The organism is Candidatus Berkelbacteria bacterium, from assembly GCA_016432625.1.
Classification (GTDB): domain Bacteria; phylum Patescibacteriota; class UBA1384; order 2-12-FULL-50-11; family 2-12-FULL-50-11.
On record CP066697.1, the window covers coordinates 124,944 to 140,889 of the forward strand.

At 50.5% G+C, this 15,946-nt stretch carries 15 protein-coding genes and 1 tRNA gene; 2 read left to right on the forward strand and 14 right to left on the reverse strand.

From position 1 onward, the window contains the following. Positions 1–2 precede the first annotated feature (2 nt). The 14 genes from HY845_00725 to greA form a co-directional block, all read right to left on the reverse strand. Complete coding sequence (locus HY845_00725; protein ID QQG51859.1) at positions 3–1,085, reverse strand: S1 RNA-binding domain-containing protein; 1,083 nt, start codon at positions 1,083–1,085, stop codon at positions 3–5. Positions 1,086–1,092: 7 nt separating this feature from the next. Beyond that, entirely contained in the window at positions 1,093–1,608 is a 516-nt protein-coding gene (locus HY845_00730) for a hypothetical protein (protein ID QQG51860.1), read from the reverse strand. Positions 1,609–1,804: 196 nt separating this feature from the next. Then, positions 1,805–1,876: transfer RNA gene (locus HY845_00735), tRNA-Phe, on the reverse strand. Positions 1,877–1,968: 92 nt separating this feature from the next. Then, the gene (locus tag HY845_00740; protein QQG51861.1) at positions 1,969–2,487 is read right to left on the reverse strand and encodes a MaoC family dehydratase; all 519 of its coding nucleotides are present in this window, start codon (positions 2,485–2,487) and stop codon (positions 1,969–1,971) included. A gap of 97 nt (positions 2,488–2,584) precedes the next feature. Next, the gene (locus HY845_00745; protein ID QQG51862.1) at positions 2,585–4,723 is read right to left on the reverse strand and encodes a hypothetical protein; all 2,139 of its coding nucleotides are present in this window, start codon (positions 4,721–4,723) and stop codon (positions 2,585–2,587) included. Further along, positions 4,713–5,312 carry a PH domain-containing protein gene (locus tag HY845_00750; protein QQG51863.1) on the reverse strand — a complete coding sequence of 200 codons (600 nt, stop codon included), beginning with the start codon at positions 5,310–5,312 and terminating at the stop codon, positions 4,713–4,715. Before HY845_00750 ends, HY845_00745 begins: the two co-directional genes overlap by 11 nt. Then, entirely contained in the window at positions 5,312–5,509 is a 198-nt protein-coding gene (locus tag HY845_00755) for a hypothetical protein (GenBank protein QQG51864.1), read from the reverse strand. Before HY845_00755 ends, HY845_00750 begins: the two co-directional genes overlap by 1 nt. A gap of 38 nt (positions 5,510–5,547) precedes the next feature. Continuing rightward, positions 5,548–6,699 carry a CHAP domain-containing protein gene (locus tag HY845_00760; GenBank protein ID QQG51865.1) on the reverse strand — a complete coding sequence of 384 codons (1,152 nt, stop codon included), beginning with the start codon at positions 6,697–6,699 and terminating at the stop codon, positions 5,548–5,550. A 59-nt stretch (positions 6,700–6,758) separates the two neighbouring features. Then, complete coding sequence (locus tag HY845_00765; GenBank protein ID QQG51866.1) at positions 6,759–7,709, reverse strand: ABC transporter permease; 951 nt, start codon at positions 7,707–7,709, stop codon at positions 6,759–6,761. Then, positions 7,699–8,448, reverse strand: coding sequence for a cell division ATP-binding protein FtsE (gene ftsE / locus HY845_00770; GenBank protein ID QQG51867.1), 750 nt, complete (start codon positions 8,446–8,448; stop codon positions 7,699–7,701). Before ftsE ends, HY845_00765 begins: the two co-directional genes overlap by 11 nt. Positions 8,449–8,494: 46 nt before the next feature. Beyond that, on the reverse strand, positions 8,495–9,298 hold the full coding sequence (locus tag HY845_00775) for a tetratricopeptide repeat protein (protein QQG51868.1): 804 nt from the start codon (positions 9,296–9,298) through the stop codon (positions 8,495–8,497). Next, on the reverse strand, positions 9,298–11,901 hold the full coding sequence (gene secA / locus HY845_00780; protein QQG51869.1) for a preprotein translocase subunit SecA: 2,604 nt from the start codon (positions 11,899–11,901) through the stop codon (positions 9,298–9,300). Before secA ends, HY845_00775 begins: the two co-directional genes overlap by 1 nt. Positions 11,902–11,903: 2 nt before the next feature. After that, positions 11,904–13,109, reverse strand: coding sequence for a serine--tRNA ligase (gene serS / locus HY845_00785; protein ID QQG51870.1), 1,206 nt, complete (start codon positions 13,107–13,109; stop codon positions 11,904–11,906). A gap of 45 nt (positions 13,110–13,154) precedes the next feature. Further along, on the reverse strand, positions 13,155–13,622 hold the full coding sequence (greA, locus tag HY845_00790) for a transcription elongation factor GreA (GenBank protein ID QQG52144.1): 468 nt from the start codon (positions 13,620–13,622) through the stop codon (positions 13,155–13,157). Between the two features lie 220 nt (positions 13,623–13,842). Between greA and HY845_00795 the strand changes: the two genes are divergently transcribed. Both HY845_00795 and HY845_00800 read left to right on the forward strand, forming a co-directional pair. Further along, on the forward strand, positions 13,843–15,456 hold the full coding sequence (locus HY845_00795; protein ID QQG51871.1) for a PAS domain S-box protein: 1,614 nt from the start codon (positions 13,843–13,845) through the stop codon (positions 15,454–15,456). 10 nt (positions 15,457–15,466) lie between these two features. Then, a complete protein-coding gene (locus HY845_00800; protein QQG51872.1) occupies positions 15,467–15,850 on the forward strand; it encodes a response regulator in 384 nt (127 codons plus the stop codon). The last annotated feature ends 96 nt before the right edge of the window (positions 15,851–15,946 follow it).

Below are 15,946 nucleotides of genomic sequence, written 5' to 3' on the forward strand. Positions count from 1 at the left end.
TGCTACTTGTCTTCCGTCTTAGTTTCGGCGAGTTTGAGAGAAATCTTACGCAGCTCTGGCTCGATAGAAATAACTTCGAACTCGTACTGCTTACTTTCCTGGACTAACTCTTCCGGCTTGCCGCCTCCCATTTGGGAAACATGAAACAGACCTTCTAAGTTGTCGCTGATTTTAACGAAGGCGCCGTACGGGGTTACTTGCGTAACCGTGCCAGTAGCTTTGCCGCCCACTTCAAGGTTCTTAACCTCAGTCTGCCACGGGTCTGGCAGGAGCTTTTTGATAGAGAGCGAGACGCGACCGGCATCAATATTGACGACTTCAGCCTCAATTTCTTGACCAACCTTAAAGTGGTCTTTCAGGTTATTGATTCGCTGCCAGGAAACCTGGGAGATGTGGACCAAGCCTTCGAGCTCGCCGATATCGACAAAGAGCCCAAAATCAACGATGCCAGTAATGTTGCCTTTGACCTTTTGCCCAATCTCAAACTTCTGCGCCTTTTCTTCTAGGTCCGAATCAACCACTGCCTTTTCGGAGAAGATTATCTTCTTAGCGTTTTTGTCGTAGCTAATAATTTTTACCGGCAAATTTGAGCCGATAAGCTCGCTTAATTTCTTTTTAATTTTTAGTCTGTCGCCGCCAACGCGCGGGTAATTCTTGGCTGAGAGTTGACTCACGGGAATGAAGCCCTGCATGTTGTTGTACTCGGCAACTAACCCACCTTTATTGGCCTGGACGATGCGAACGTTCAGGATTTCGCCCTCATTGTTACGCTGCTCGAGCATATTCCAGATGCGCTCGCGCTCGGCCTTCTTCAAACTTAGAATTACGTAACCGTTGTCATTTTCGGTCGAAACGACGTAAGCCTGGATCTTTTCGCCAGGATCTACTTTAGTACCAGCGGTCGAAAACTCTTTTTCCGGAATGATGCCAGTTGCCAAGCCCGCAACGTCAACCATAATGTTGTCGCGTGAGCTGGAGAGAACGGTCACCTCGACAACGTCTCCTTGGTTAAAGGGAATGAGCGAGTCGCCCATGAGCTCAACGAGCTCGGCCATTGTCTTCGGTCCTTGAGTTGTTTTTGCCATCAAAATATTATTTTCCTTTCCTGCGTGGTGCCTTAGTGGCGCCAGTCGCATTAGTAGGAAGATACCTGAAAAAGCGCTCCTTTTCAAGGTGAGCAACCCGTTTGGCCGGCAGCTGCCGTGTGATGTGAAATACTACCCAGCCAAGCCAAACTAAGGCGACGAGGATGATACTGCCAAGCAGGAGGCGGCTAGAAAGATAGGCGAGCTGTTGAACTCGGAAAAACCAGTAAGCAGGGAGCATTATCGCCACGAAAAAGAAGATATTGCTCAGTTGATTCTGGGCTACTTCGTAAATTGGTGTCGAGACGTGAAGATTTTTGAGACGGCGACGCCAGACTTCCAGTAGAATCAAGAATAATAAAGTAAGCACGAGGCCGAAAGTGTAGTACGGCGAGCCGCTAGTTAGCGGGTCGTTCGTCCAAAAATCAGCCGTAAAGACATTTTTCCATTCCGCAGTAGGAAACTGCTGCGTTGCTAGAAAATCTCTAATTGTTGCGAATCTTGAAGTAAAAAATTCTTTCATTTGATGTCTCAGGATCAGAATCGGGCACTTCGTGCCGAAGGTCAGAATCCTCGCGTTTCACGCTTGGTTCTTCTCTTCGTCCCAAATCGCTTCCGCGATTTGTGCCGAAGGTCAGAATCTTTGCCTGCGGCAAAGTTCTTCCCGTTCGACATGGTCAAGCCAGCATCCACACTTCGTGTGAACTCTGGCTCAACTGTGCCGAAGGTCAGAATCGAACTGACGACACCACGCTCTTCAGGCGCGTGCTCTACCACTGAGCTACTTCGGCTTTTAACTACTGGTTATTTTACCGAACTTTTAGGGTAGGGAAAAGGCGGCAGGTATGGATGCCTGCCGCCTTAACGATAGTGGCCCGGGAGCCTAGGCCGTAGCCTGAGGCTGGGTCACGAGTACCGGTGCCGTGGTCTTTACTTTCAGACGCTCCTTGACCACGGCCAGGGTTTCCGCTGTGGGTACCACGACCTCTGTCAGAAGCCCGCCGATACGTAGTTCGCGTTCGCCGATCTTCTTATAGGCGGTCACCCTTACCGTGACGAGAAAGCCGTCCCACTTGTCCGCACCGATCTTGGTGGCTTGGCGATCGGTTTCTTCGTAGTTGAAGCCGATCTCGTCGCCGACCTCCACCGGGACACGGAAACGCTGCTCTTTGCAGCCTCCGGCGGTGGCGCCGTCGCCGTACTCCGTCCAAACGTCGCGGCTCAAGATCATCATGATCATAGTGCCGTGAATGATCGGGTTGGTGCACAGTTTCTGGCCGAGCAGGGTGCGGGCAAAGTTAGGGTCAGTGTGTAGCGGGTTACGGTCCCCGGAAACACCGACATACTGGTCGAAGTCACCTTGAGTGACTTTATGCCAACGAGGGACTTTTCGATTGCTCATGTCATTACTCTTGGGTGCGCGTAGCGTACCGCGGATACTACCCTACTTTACAGCAAAAATCTACCCTTACGAGGGTGCTTTTTGGGCGCTAAAACGGCTATATCTGTAATAACCGGCGGAGGCGTCTTCCCTGCATTGCGAGCATTCCGGCTGTGATGCCGAGAATTCCAAGGGTTACGGTATCTGTTGCTGGCAAGCTGTTCTGGCGAGATTGTGCCCCCGGCTTAGCGGTCTTTACGCCCTCAACTAAAACCGGCTTTGTTTTAACGTTAGAGACTTTGGCTGTCGGCCCAGCAGCGGACTTTTGCGCTGTCGAAGACCTGGCCGTAGCTTTACTGCCCGAGCTACTCGTGGATTTTGTCGCGGCGGGTTGCTTAGTTGACTTGGTTGTCTTCGGTACCGTTACTGTCTCAACTTCGGGCTCGCGGGAGAGGATTTTGTAACTCCCTAGGTACCAAGCTTCGGTTTTGTCAGAAGCGCTGTTCCAATCCACTAGCACCGGTAACTCGACCTGATCTTTAAGTTTGAATATCGTCTTGGCGCTATCCTCGAGCGCGCGCATGTCAACTTCAAGGATTCCGCCCAGTACCAACTCATCGGCGTTTAGTTCACTCACATTATCAGTGACGTTAGCCACTAAGCCCTGGGAAGAATCGGCCTGGGCAGCACTAATTGACTTGAAGCTAATCTCGCCCGTCCCTTCCGCGCTAACGTCGTCAAGCGCGTCGAGTAAGATTCGTTTAGTAGCACTGGAGCTAATCTCGCCAGTTACCCGCACTAAACTATTAACCGCAAAATTTAGTGCGCCCTTACTCTGGCTAAGATACATTTGGATACCGCCGGTCTCGTCCTGGATGTATTCGATCTCATTGCCGACAATTCCTGCTGGAACGCTGACGGTTGCCAGTGTCTCAAGCAGCGTGCCTGGTGATAGGTTTCTTGCCTCGCCGATTGTGCGCGGTAAGGTCGGCGTTGTTGGCAGACTGACTCGGCTCCAACTAAGATAGTCGTTGCTCTTGTAGAGGTTTGTATTACCGGACCCTGAGTTCGTGACGACACTAACGTAAGACGGGAAGCTATTAAGTGAGACTGCTTGAACCGGCGAGGTTGTCGAAGCCCAGACGTTAACTTTGACGAAGCTCGTTTGGCCGTCAGGAAGAAACTGGCTATGTCCGCCGCTTGTTTTAACCTCGTTAGTTTGCCAAACGAAAATCCCACGACTTGTGGAAGAAGCGTGGTTAAAATCTCCCAGTGCCGCCATCGTCTGCCATTGACCTGGGGCAAGTGAATGGTAGGCGATCGAATCGGCGGAGATTAGGGCAAGGTCGGGATCATTTTCGACCTCAACAATATTCGTAAAGCTAGTTGTAATCGGCACTAATGTAGGCAAGGGTTCTTGCCATAATAGTTCATGCAGACCTAAGGTGGGAAAGTTCAATAGAACCCTTGAACCGGCCACGCTGAGCGATGCGGGTAGCTCGACACTCTGCAGATCGATAGTCAGTATCTCGCTTTCAGTGGCGACGTAGAGACGGTTTTTGTTATTTTGCTCAAACGCAGCGGCCACGTTGGACCCGATGCTTTGCCCCTCAATCGTTGTCGGGAAGAGTTCTTCCCAGGCAAAAGCATCCGACAGATAGAAATTTTCACCGTTGTCGCAGATCGCGGCCGGCCGTGGACTGATAAAAATGGCCGCATTATCACATGTCAGGCTTGCCTCCTCTATCCATGTGTCGCCAGATAATAGAAAAACTTTAACTTCATCCCCCATTATCGCCAAAGAGGCGATAGAGGCGTTCGAAAGAAAGGCGTTGCGAATATCGTCAGGCGCGGCAAGGGACCAACCCGCAGTTTCCCGCCAAATGTCGTTAACTAAATGATGAATTTTAGTCGCGCCGTTTATACTGGCGGAGAGAAAAGATTGGTCAGCTACTCTAACTATCACGGCAGCTTCAAAAGTTCCGACGCTGCTATCGGCAACGTATCGCAGACCATCTGAACTGCGATACAGCTTATCGCCAATAGCGGTGTGAAGCGTCTCCCCTATTAACGCGGAGGCTAAAACATTGCCGGTTTGTTCGGTAAGTTGCCAGGGTTTGGTGTCGCCGCGTAAACGGTAGGTGTGATCGCGGCTCTGGAAGATGGTTTTCCCCGTTAAGGAATGAAAATTGTCAGCTTGAGCAACCGTCGGGAGTAGTAAGAAAGCAAGACTAAGGGCAAGAAAACTAGCCCTCATCCTCCGCCTCGGCTTTATGGTGGAACTCAATAATTATCCGCGCTAAGCGATTAGGGTCGGGCAGGTCGTGGATCGTAAAGTATCCTTGCAGACCTGGGCGGTGCGGGTCGTCACTTGTACCAGCGCCAGCCGTTTCGATTATTAGCGTGCCGTAATTAAAGGTGGTCTGGAGGAAGCCCTCAACTTGGGCGCTGACGTTCTGGACTTGTAGTAGCGGTAGTTCGGAGGTGCCCCGGGCTAGTAAACCCTTCTGGTCGACGTTCAAGATACGGTTGTTGGTAATGAAGACGATGTCGTAATAGAAGTTAATCCATGCGCCGAACAAAAAGGTCAGTAAAAATATAAAGAAGCCAGAAATGAACAACACCACAATCGGCACGATGCTTTCGATGTCCAGACCATCGAGTAACGAGGCGGCGACAATCATTAGGATCGGTACGAGAGCCATACCGAGCACTAGCATTAACGTTCCTAAGAACCCCGCCCAATGGTGACGGACTATCAGCTGAATCTGCTCGCCGGGATGGAGATTCAAATACAGAAAGGCTTCGTCGTTGGTGTCGATAGTTTCTTCGATTAAGTGAGGCATCAGCCGAGATTGCTTATGTAAACCGAGGTGCCGGTTATTATTAATAGCAGCAAGAATATGTGGATAACCAAAACAGGGATCGAAGCGTCACCAGGAATGCGGTATTTATAGACCTGAAAAAAGTAAAGCAGATTGACGAGCAACATCACGGCCAAAAAAACGCCGTAACCCAGCAGTATGTAGGGGTTTAACTCCATCGGTCATATTGTACGGCTAAATAAGGTCTCTTGAAAGATTACGGCCGGATGTAGCTCGGTGATCCGTAGCGGCGAGGGTCAACATTGGCGCGATGGTCAAACTTCTCTGCCGCCGTCCAGTTGTATTCGTCAACGTCTATCAGGCCGCCATGCACGGCGGTCACAATTGCCACGTGACCGTAAGGCATGTTATTTCCTTTTGGCCATGACACGATGTCACCTACCTGCGGATTACCGGAGACGGTGTAGCCTTGATCGGCGGCAAGTGCAGGCCAGTTCCAAGCGCTTCCCTGACCTGGGCGAGTGTTGTAGAAGACCAGCCCGGTATTTCGTAAGAATTTCCAAGCGGCATAAGAAGTACACTGGCACTTGTAGAACAGCCAGAAATCAACTCCGCCACATTGGTTGTAGTACGGATAACCGCCGGTTCCGCCAGTCGTTGTTTCTCCCGCGCCCATTTGACGTCGTGCCTCATAAATCTCGGCCGAGAGGTTCTCCTGCTGGCTTTTCAGCTTCTCCAGATCGGACTGAAGTTTGGCCTGATCGCGCTGGGTAGCGGCAAGGAAGCTCTCTTTCTGATTGCGTTGCCGGTCTAGGTGGGTTCTGTCAGCTGCCAGCCTGTTCTTCAGTTTAGAGAGGTCTTGATTCTGGCTCTCGCTCTCAGTTTTTTTCTGGCCGAGGTTACTTAGTAGCTGGCTTGAGGAAGTAATGTCTTTCTGCAGCTGGTCTTGAATTGCTTGGACATACATCTCGTGAGAAACGATGTCAGATACGTCGTCACCCTGAGCCATCATTTCTGTCGGGCTAGTGCGAGACAGCTGATATAACGCGACGTACGCCACTCGCAGTCGTTCTTGAAGCTTATCCAACGTACCTTGTTCGTTAGTGATTTCTTCTGAGAGTTTGGCAATTACCGCCGAAGTAACTGATATCTGGCTTTCTGTGTCATTGATTCGTCCTTGGGTGTAACCGATGCTGCTCTCTAGGTCGTCAATATCTTCAGCGAGGTTCTGGCCTTCTGACTCTTTTTGCTTAAGCTGCTGCTCCTTCTGCTGTTGTTGATTACGTAGCTCGTTCTGTTGTCGCAGTAGCTCGTCGAGAGTCTCGGCGCTAACAACGCTTGGCACCAACAAAATAAGAGCGGCAAAAATAACTGGCAAGATTCTGAGTCGGGTCACCCCTCCAAACATGTTCACAACCAGCCTAGCAAGCATAAGCAAACGCGTCAAACCGTAAACTCAACAATTACTCAAGCACGGAGGTACCGACGCACTGAAAGTACGCTAACTAAAATCCCTAGCACTACACCCACGACCAGTTGCAACGCAACCAGGCTCCAAAAATGGTTCATGACGTATTGGTAGAGGTCGGTATTAAGAACGCCGAACGCACTGCCAAGGGTGGTTAGGCCGCTGTTGCCCCGGTAGCGAGTGATAATATAGCTCAAGAGCGGTAGGAGAGCTGAGGTAGCGATCGTCCCTAGCAGACCGTAGAGTACGCCTTCGACGACGAATGGGCCGCGGACGAAGGAATTAGAAGCGCCAACGTAACGCATTATCTCGATCTCATCTGAGCGGGCGCCGATCGTCAGACGGATAATGTTATAGACATTGAAAATTGCAATTAGCCCAAAGAACCCGCTCAGCAACCAGCCAGCTTGCTGGGCGGTGCGAGTGCTCGAGATTAGCTGATCAACAATGTCTTTGTTTTTCGTATAAGATACGCATTCGCCACATATTATCTTCCCACTATCGAGCTTCTCTATCTGCGCCACTATCGACTGAATCTGCTCAACGTCTGAAGTCGCAATCTCGAGGCTCCGTGGTAACGGGTTAAATCCTTCGTTAATAGGATCTTTGACGTTCTGGTTGATTGGTAGGCGCTTAAAAATAGACAGTGCCTGATTTTTTGTTATAAACGTGACGTCGAGAACGTCTGGAAGCTGGCCAATTTGTTTGCCAAGCTGCTCAATATCTTTGTCAGCGACCGCATCAACCTGGAAATAGATTGTTAGGTTGATTGATGAACGAACAGCGCTGGCGGTGTCGCGGATCATGAAGGTCATTAGGAGTGAAACGCTAATCATTACCAGTGTTAAGGTCATCAGAAGCGTTGCCCCAAGGGTTAACCAGCGGTTGCGCCAGAAATTGTTATAGCCGAGCTTAATAACTCGTGCCAAGGTTTCCCAACTAGATGACATAACGCCCCGACTTTTGGTCGCTAATAACTTTACCCGACTTCATCAAAACGACCCGCTTTTGCATCCGGTCAACGACTTGGCGGTTGTGAGTGGCAAGTATGACGGTTGTGCCGCGAGAATTGATACGGTATAGCAGCTCAATAATCTCCCAAGTGTTAATCGGGTCAAGGTTGCCAGTAGGCTCGTCGGCGATCAAAATTTTAGGAGAATGAACTAACGCGCGAGCGATGGCGGCCCGCTGGCGCTCGCCCCCTGAAAGCTCATTGGGGTAACTGCTTTTTCGTCTTCCTAAGCCGACCAGGTCGATTACGCGATCGGTTCGGCGCTGAACATCAGCGGCGGAAACGCCGCAAACTTCAAGGGCAAAAGCGACGTTTTCCCAGACAGTTTTTTGAGGTAACAGCTTGAAATCTTGGAAGACAACCCCGATTTTACGTCGGTAAAGCGGTATCTCGCGGTTCCGCAAATCGGCGAGATTTCGTCCAGCTACAAAAACCTGGCCTTTTGTCGGACTCTCTTGGCACGTCAGGAGCTTAATCAGTGTCGTTTTGCCAACGCCACTCTGGCCAACGAGGCAGATAAATTCACCGTCGAAGATAACCAGCGTGACTTCCTTGAGGGCGGTGTTGCGCGGGTATTGTTTGGTAACGTTACGCAACTCAATGATTGGACTCTGCGTGGAATTATCTTCTGGCTGAGTTGTCGGTAAGGTTGAACCAATGTGTAGTACTTCCTTCATCACTTCCGAGCATACCAAGCCTGGGGGATTGCAGAAAGCTGGACGGTCAAACTCGCTCGAGTAAGCGGAGTTCTGTTTGAATCCGACTAGCCACAATCGCCTCCAGGTCTTTAAGGGATCGATCGCTTTTAGCTTGCGATCTCCTACCCGCTTCGCCATCACCCGATCGGCGACTGATGATTGCCATCAAACCCTGGGTACGTGCTAGGTCGTGAGTGTAACGATCCCTGCCGTGATCAGCCTCGAACCAGCTAATCGCCTCTTCCAGATATCGCTTAGCAGAATCAAAATCTTCTTTGCGCAGCTTTGTTATCGCGAAATCCACTCGCGCTCGCGCCTGATAAAACCCTGAGAGCGGCTCCTTATTAAAAAGGCTGAGAGCTTTTTCGAGCATTTGAATTGATCCATCCAGCTGCCCGAGGCGACTTAAATGGCTACCTAAGTCGGCGTAAGTGGCTGCAAGCTCGCCTATCGCCTCGTTTTTCTCTAGCGTTTCGAGCGCTTTCTGAAAGAAAACTGCGGCGCTTGCAAAATCGGCCGCGGCGTCCGCAGCTCGGGCCATCTCGTGGTAGATTACCCCGGTAGCAACCTGGTCCTGCAGCTGGATAGCTTCTTGGAGTCCTTCTGAAAATAAAGCCAAGGAGTCGCGGTAGTAGCTTCTCGCATCAGGAGAAATTGCCATTGCAGCGCTACGGCCAGCGCCGAGTATCGCTTTCATATGATGAGGACGGTCGTGATCTTCTCTACTCAACTCGGCGATATCTCGATATGCCGCCACCGCGTCAGTAACGTGGCCGCTCATTTCAATGCGCCAAGCTTGCTCAAAGAGATCTTCGAAATTGACCGTCATTAGCCACGGTGATGCGGTGCGTTAACGAGGCCGCAGTTTTTGTATTTGTACGGCCGCCCCGTTTCGGGATTAACAGCGCCGCACGGACACGGATCGTTACGGCCAACTTTCAGGTCGCTCTTCGTGGCCGGGAGCTTATCCTCGCCCTTGTCCGGACCGCTCAAAACCGTTCGCGGCTGTCCGGTTTCGACAGTTGGCGGTGGTGCTTGCGGCTCGATCTGGACGTGTAGTAGCATCTCTCGAATTTGGCTGTTGATGTTCTGCTGTAGCAGAGTGAATAAGTTGTACGCTTCCTGTTTGTATTCCACCAAAGGATCACGCTGGCCGTGCGCTCTGAGGCCAATACTTTCGCGCAGATCCTCCATCGTACCCAGATGCTCTACCCAGAGAACGTCAATTGCCCGAAGTGTTACGGCGCGCTCGACACTGAAAAGCAGTTCTGGCTGCCAGTCCTTTATTTTTTTCTTGTATTCCTCGCCTTCTTCTTGCGACATGCTCTCCATGATTGAAGCGTGAAGCTGCTCCGCGGCCTCGGGGGATTTGGCGTGCAAGACGCGATGGCGTGAACGGTAGATTGCTTCGCGGTGCTTATTCATGACGTCGTCGTATTCCACTAAATGCTTGCGGATCTCAAAGTTGTGAGTCTCCACTTTGCTTTGCGCTTGCTCTATCGCCCGGCTTAACAGTTTGTTATGAATTGCAACCTCGTCAGGCATATTTAGGCGCTCCATTAGGCCCTTCATCCGGTCGCCGCCGAAGATTCGCATCAAGTCGTCCTCCATTGAGAGGTAGAACTGCGAAGCGCCCGGGTCGCCTTGACGTCCGGATCGGCCACGGAGCTGGTTGTCGATTCGCCGTGATTCGTGACGCTCGGTGGCGACAACAAATAAACCGCCAAGCTCAAGCACGTCCTGATGCGCCTTCTCCCAGGTTTCAATATCTTTGTCGCTGGCAGTGCTCGCGGGCGCTGCCCCACCGAGAATAATATCAACGCCACGGCCGGCCATGTTCGTTGCGACAGTCACGGCGCCCAATCGTCCAGCCTGAGCGATAATCTCTCCCTCTTTTTGGTGATGCTTAGCGTTCAGAACCGTGTGAGGCACCTTAAGGTTCTTAAGGATTCGTGACAACCTCTCTGATTTCGCCACAGAAACTGTACCGATTAAAATCGGTTGACCGGTAGCGTTAATTGCCTGGATGTCTTTGGCGACCGCGTTGAACTTGGCTCCCTCTGACTTATAAATTGCGTCCTCACGGTCGATGCGTTGATTAGGTCGATGTGTCGGAATTGTGACGACTTCCAGGCCGTAAATCTTCGAAAACTCCTCGGCTTCAGTAACGGCTGTACCGGTCATACCGGCCAGCTTGCCGTAGAGCCGGAATAGGTTCTGAAAAGTGATCGTCGCCAGCGTTACCGACTCTTCTTTGATGTTAACTTTTTCTTTAGCCTCAATGGCCTGGTGCAGTCCGCCCGAATAGCGCCGTCCTTGCAACATCCGACCAGTAAACTCATCAACGATTATTACTTCGCCGTCTTTAACGACGTAATCGCGGTTCTTGGCGAATAACGCCTCGGCTCTTAGCGAGACGTCAGCGTGATGAACAAGGCGAACATTCTCGGGATCATAAAGATTAGGAACTCCCAACAGTTGTTCGAGCTTGTGGATGCCGCTTGGTTCAAGGGAAGAAGTACGGGCCTTCTCGTCTGTCTTGTAGTCGATGTCTTTTTTGAGCTGTTTAATATGAACGGCAAACTGGGCATAAAGATCAGCCGATTCGCTTGAGGCGGCGGAGATAATAAGCGGCGTTCGAGCCTCGTCGATTAAGATTGAGTCGACTTCATCGACAATGGCATAGGCCAATTCGCGTTGCGCGAGTTGTGTCGGGTCTTGGGCCATGTTGTCGCGTAGGTAGTCGAAACCGAACTCGTTATTAGTGCCGTAAGTAATGTCAGCCCGGTAGGCATCCTGCTTAGCGCAAGGTCGAAGGTGCTTTAGGCGTTCGTTATCTTCTTCGCTCGTGAACTTGGTGTCATAAATCAAAGCGAACTGCGGTCCGATAACGCCAACGGTTAAGCCCAAGAAGTCGTAAATCGGCCCAATCCAACCGGCGTCACGTCGTGCTAGATAATCGTTAACAGTGACGAGATGCGCTCCGAGGCCAGTTAGCGCGTTAAGGTAGAGAGCTAGACTTGCAACCAGGGTTTTACCCTCGCCGGTTTTCATCTCAGCTATTTGACCCTGGTGCAAGACGGCGCCACCGATAATTTGGACGTCGTAATGACGCAGGCCGATCGCCCGCTTCGAAGCCTCTCGGACGAGAGCGAAGGCGCGCGCTTCGTAGGGCTCAAGCAGTTCGTTGAGGGCTTTTTTGAGCTGCTTATTGCGCTCTGGACGATCATCGATAACTTGGGCGCTGTCCCAGATTACCCTAGCCTGCTGACTAATTTCTTCCTTAAGATTTAGCGAAGTATTTTTCAGCTCCTCGTCACTGAGCTTCTCCAGCTCTGCTTCGAGTGAGTTGACTTTGTTGACAAAGCCAGTAAATCGGCCGACTTCCTTTTGATTTGGGTCACCAAAAACCCGCGAAAGAAAACCCATCAACTTCAGCTACGTAGTGCTCGTGGCAGATCAATTCTACCGTCCGGCCGCTGGTGATTTTCGATTATAGCTAGCAGCAGCCGCTCTGTGGCTAAGGTGGCGTTCAACGTGTGAGCGTAAACCTCTTCACCGTCTTTGTCGCGAACCTTGATATTAAACGAGCGAGCCTGGTAGTCGCCGCAATTACTGGCAGAATGTGTCTCGCGATATCTTGCCTGACCAGGGAAGTACGACTCTAGATCGTATCTTTTAGTCGCTTTTGTCTCGAGATCCCCACTGCCAACTAAGACCATCTGGTAGGGCACATCAAACTGCGACACAAATTTTTCTTGTAAAGAGACTAATCGCTGATGCTCTTTCTCCGATTCTTCAGGACGGCAAATTGAAACCATCTCTACCTTATCGAACTGGTGCTGCCGAAACATCCCTTTAGTATCCTTGCCGTAGGATCCGGCTTCGCGCCTAAAACAAGTGGAGAATCCGGTGAATCGGAGGGGCAGTTTATCGACGGGATGGGTTTGCTCTGAACCGAGCGCTACTAAAAGTGGTTCACTCGTTCCAGTTAAGAAATGCTCCTCGACCTTGAAAGTGTCTTCACGGCCAACTGGGAAAAAGCCGGTCTTAAGTAATAGGTCGTCACGTACTAAGACCGGAGGTATAACGGGCGTAAAGCCGTTCCGTACGGCCCAGTTAAGGGCGAGATTCATAAGTTTCATATGAGCTAATGCGGCGTCGCGTTTGAGGAAACGGAATCGAGCGCCACTTGTTCGGGCGGCGGTAGCGCTATCTAGCCAGCCCAAGGCCTCCATTAATTCGTCGTGGGTCTTGCCGGTTTGAAGTCGTACTCGCCCGACGTTTCGGATGGCGATATTAGCCGACTCGCCTTCGCCAACAGGAACCTCGTCGGATAAAATTTGTGGGACTAGGGATAATGCATCCAGTCGGCGCTCGGCCACTTCCCGTTCCTTCGACTCGAGCTTCTGTAATTTTTCTTTGAGTTTCTTAAGCTTCGCCGAATTTTTCTGGGCTAATTCTTTGCTGGCGGTTAGCTGATTTCTTTCTTGACGTAACTGCTCGGCTTCTTGTAAAGCCGCCTTCCAACTTCGATCAAGCTCAAGAAAGGCGTCAACAAGTTCGGGATTACCGCCACGTTTAGTGATTGAGGCTTTGACTAGCTCTGGTTTTGTGCGAAGGATTTCGGGGTCTAACATTGCCCCTGTAGTGTACCAGAAGCGCTAACCCACCAAAAGCAAGTTCTAAGCGATGGAAACTATCTTATAAGCGACGTCACCGTCCGGTGTATTGACCTTAACGGTCTCCTTCTCTTTGCGGCCCATCAAAGCTTGGCCAACAGGTGAGTCGGTGGAAATTCGGCCACTCGCTGGGTCTGATTCGGCTGGTCCGACGATCTCAAACTTGTCGTTCTCACCCTCGACCTCAACAGTGACACTTGAGCCAATTTGAATAGTTTTGCCGTCACCTTTACCATCAGCCACCACTTTGGCGTGCTTGATGACGTCTTCAAGCTCTTGAATGCGTCCTTCGATGAAAGACTGCTCGTCCTTGGCGGAAGAGTACTCAGCGTTCTCTGACAAGTCGCCCAATTCCTTGGCTGACTTAATACGACCGATAACATCAGGACGACGAACGTCGACGAGTTCTTTGAGCTCGCTTTGGAGTTTATCTAGGCCCTCTTGAGTAATCAGTATCTCTCTTTTCATAATTACCTTTCTTAAAAAAAATTAACTGGCGAGCTTTTCGTATGAAAATAACTCGCCACCCCAAGAAGTGAAACTAGCCATTAACAGAAAGATCTTAGCAAAACATTTTTCAACATGTCAAGCCTCAAACCCTACGGTCTTACATTAGGCCGAGGTTAAGAGTTGTTATGAGAAGTGGTATCTCCTAGTGAAATCCTCCAAATGTCGAGTTACAATTGCCCCGATGAGCGCAAAACAGGTTACGGCTCTACCCCCGTGGGAGAAACTACTACAACGCCTTCACGTGGGAGACGCGAGTATTCTTCCTGGCAGCCGTGAATATTCTTTGATAAAACTCATCACCGATACTCGAGTTGATCTCAGGGAAATGTTCGGAAAATTGGTGCTCGCTTTGTCGCGTCTCTTATCGGCAAACGCGGTTTTTATCGTGAGGAGCACCCCAACCTCCATTGCTCTGGTGGCCGGGACGCTCAATCGTGAGCGAGCGTTAAACCTCCTGGAGTCGGCGTTCATTCATCGACTAACTAGCGCTAGAGATAGCGTCGTGAAAACCATTCCGGTCGGGGAGAAGAAGCTTCGCGCCAAGTATCGCTACGCCTATTGCCTCCCGCTTGGCGAGCGCCGCAACGGTTTTCAGATTGTTCTACTTAGCCAGGCGGAGCTAAGCAACGCCGAGAACAATACAATGCAACTTATTCAACGAGTCCTCGCTCTCAGAGTCAGAATAAGTGGTATGGCGGAGCAGCTAGCAAGAGAGGCGGAGAGCCTAAGCTTGCTTACGCACCATCTTAGCGAGGGTATGGCGGTCCTTGACGCGAACCTGAACGTCACGCTGTGGAACCGGCCAATGCAGCGGTTAACAGGCTACTCTCCTCGCGAGGCAACCGGTAAGCCTTATCAAGCGGTCTTCCGTCGGGATCAAGAGGCCGACTGGCTGAAAGACCTGATGAATATCTACCTCTCAACGCCTTTAAGGAATGTTTTCAATCGAGAGTTTGAGATAATTAGCCGCGACGGTAAACGATGTTGGGTCAATGTTTCAGGTTCGTTTATGCGCCAAGCGGAAGATAGAATAGTTCAAACGATTCTGATAGTCAGAGACGTCACCCAGCTCAAGGCTCAAGAGGAGCGAAAAAATGAGTTTATCTCTATCGCTACCCACGAACTACGGACGCCGATTACAGCTATTAAGGGCTATTTGAGCCTGCTCTCAAGAGACGAAACGGGCTTAACCGATTCGCAGAAGACCTACTTGCGCCGCGCCGCCGAGGCTAATAATCGTTTAGCCGGCCTAGCCGAAGACTTATTGCGTACCGTTCAAATTGAAGAGGATCGTTTGAGCATTAATTTACGGCCAGTGAATCTTAGAGAGATCTTGAACAGAGTGACGCGTGATCTCAAAACCAAAGCTGAAGGTAAGGGCATTGCCTTTAGCTATGTTCCCCCGGGTTTTGAGGCGTGGGTAACTGCCGACGAAGAAAAGCTGCACCAGGTATTCACGAACTTGATTGATAACGCTCTCAAGTACACAAACAAGGGGTCGGTCAGGGTCTACCTAGACAAATTTGAAACGAACGGCGAGCCGCGCATTATCGTCCATATTCAGGACACGGGAATTGGAATAAGTTCCAAAAACTACGATGTGATTTTCGAGAAGTTCCGTCGTACTCACAACACTGCCCAAATCCGAGAATCAGGAGCGGGTTTAGGACTTTTTATAGTTAAGTCATTTGTAGAAAAACAAGGTGGAAAAATAAGTGTGAATAGTAGAATGGGCAGAGGAACAACCTTCTCGGTGCAGTTCCCGGCGACGGAGAATCCTAAGCCACTAAATTAAGGAGAAAAATATGAGCAAAAAAGTTTTACTGGTTGAGGATGAGCCGCTGTTAATCGATCTGTACGAGGAACGTTTTAAGGAGGAGGATTTTGATTTAGTTACTGCTGAAACCGGGGAGGACGCACTTAAGGTTGCCGAGAAAGGCAATATCGATTTAGTGCTTCTAGATATCCTTTTGCCTGGTATCAACGGTTTCGAGGTCCTGCGCCGTCTCAAAGCCAACATGGAAACAAGAGATGTGCCGGTAATCGTCCTTACCAACCTGGGCAGTGAACAGTCGGATAAGGACAAGCAGTTGGCTCTATCGCTTGGTGCGATTGACTACCTCGTGAAGTCTTATCACACCCCGGACGAAATGGTGGAGATAATTAAGAAGCGACTGGAACTATCGTAATAGTCGCCTCTTACTGCTCGCATTAAGCAAGCGCTCGCCATCAAAAATAGGCCGGAGCTCGGCTCGTAGCTGGCTCTTAACAGTCTAAGGCAGAAC

Bases quoted from the DNA above. Each gene is read 5' to 3' on its own strand.
- HY845_00750 (QQG51863.1), bottom strand. From the start codon at position 5,312: ATGCCTCACTTAATCGAAGAAACTATCGACACCAACGACGAAGCCTTT.
- HY845_00760 (QQG51865.1), bottom strand. From the start codon at position 6,699: ATGTTTGGAGGGGTGACCCGACTCAGAATCTTGCCAGTTATTTTTGCC.
- HY845_00755 (QQG51864.1), bottom strand. From the start codon at position 5,509: ATGGAGTTAAACCCCTACATACTGCTGGGTTACGGCGTTTTTTTGGCC.
- HY845_00795 (QQG51871.1), top strand. From the start codon at position 13,843: ATGAGCGCAAAACAGGTTACGGCTCTACCCCCGTGGGAGAAACTACTA.
- HY845_00730 (QQG51860.1), bottom strand. From the start codon at position 1,608: ATGAAAGAATTTTTTACTTCAAGATTCGCAACAATTAGAGATTTTCTA.
- HY845_00745 (QQG51862.1), bottom strand. From the start codon at position 4,723: ATGAGGGCTAGTTTTCTTGCCCTTAGTCTTGCTTTCTTACTACTCCCG.
- ftsE (QQG51867.1), bottom strand. From the start codon at position 8,448: ATGAAGGAAGTACTACACATTGGTTCAACCTTACCGACAACTCAGCCA.
- HY845_00775 (QQG51868.1), bottom strand. From the start codon at position 9,298: ATGACGGTCAATTTCGAAGATCTCTTTGAGCAAGCTTGGCGCATTGAA.
- HY845_00725 (QQG51859.1), bottom strand. From the start codon at position 1,085: ATGGCAAAAACAACTCAAGGACCGAAGACAATGGCCGAGCTCGTTGAG.
- HY845_00740 (QQG51861.1), bottom strand. From the start codon at position 2,487: ATGAGCAATCGAAAAGTCCCTCGTTGGCATAAAGTCACTCAAGGTGAC.
- HY845_00765 (QQG51866.1), bottom strand. From the start codon at position 7,709: ATGTCATCTAGTTGGGAAACCTTGGCACGAGTTATTAAGCTCGGCTAT.
- HY845_00800 (QQG51872.1), top strand. From the start codon at position 15,467: ATGAGCAAAAAAGTTTTACTGGTTGAGGATGAGCCGCTGTTAATCGAT.
- serS (QQG51870.1), bottom strand. From the start codon at position 13,109: ATGTTAGACCCCGAAATCCTTCGCACAAAACCAGAGCTAGTCAAAGCC.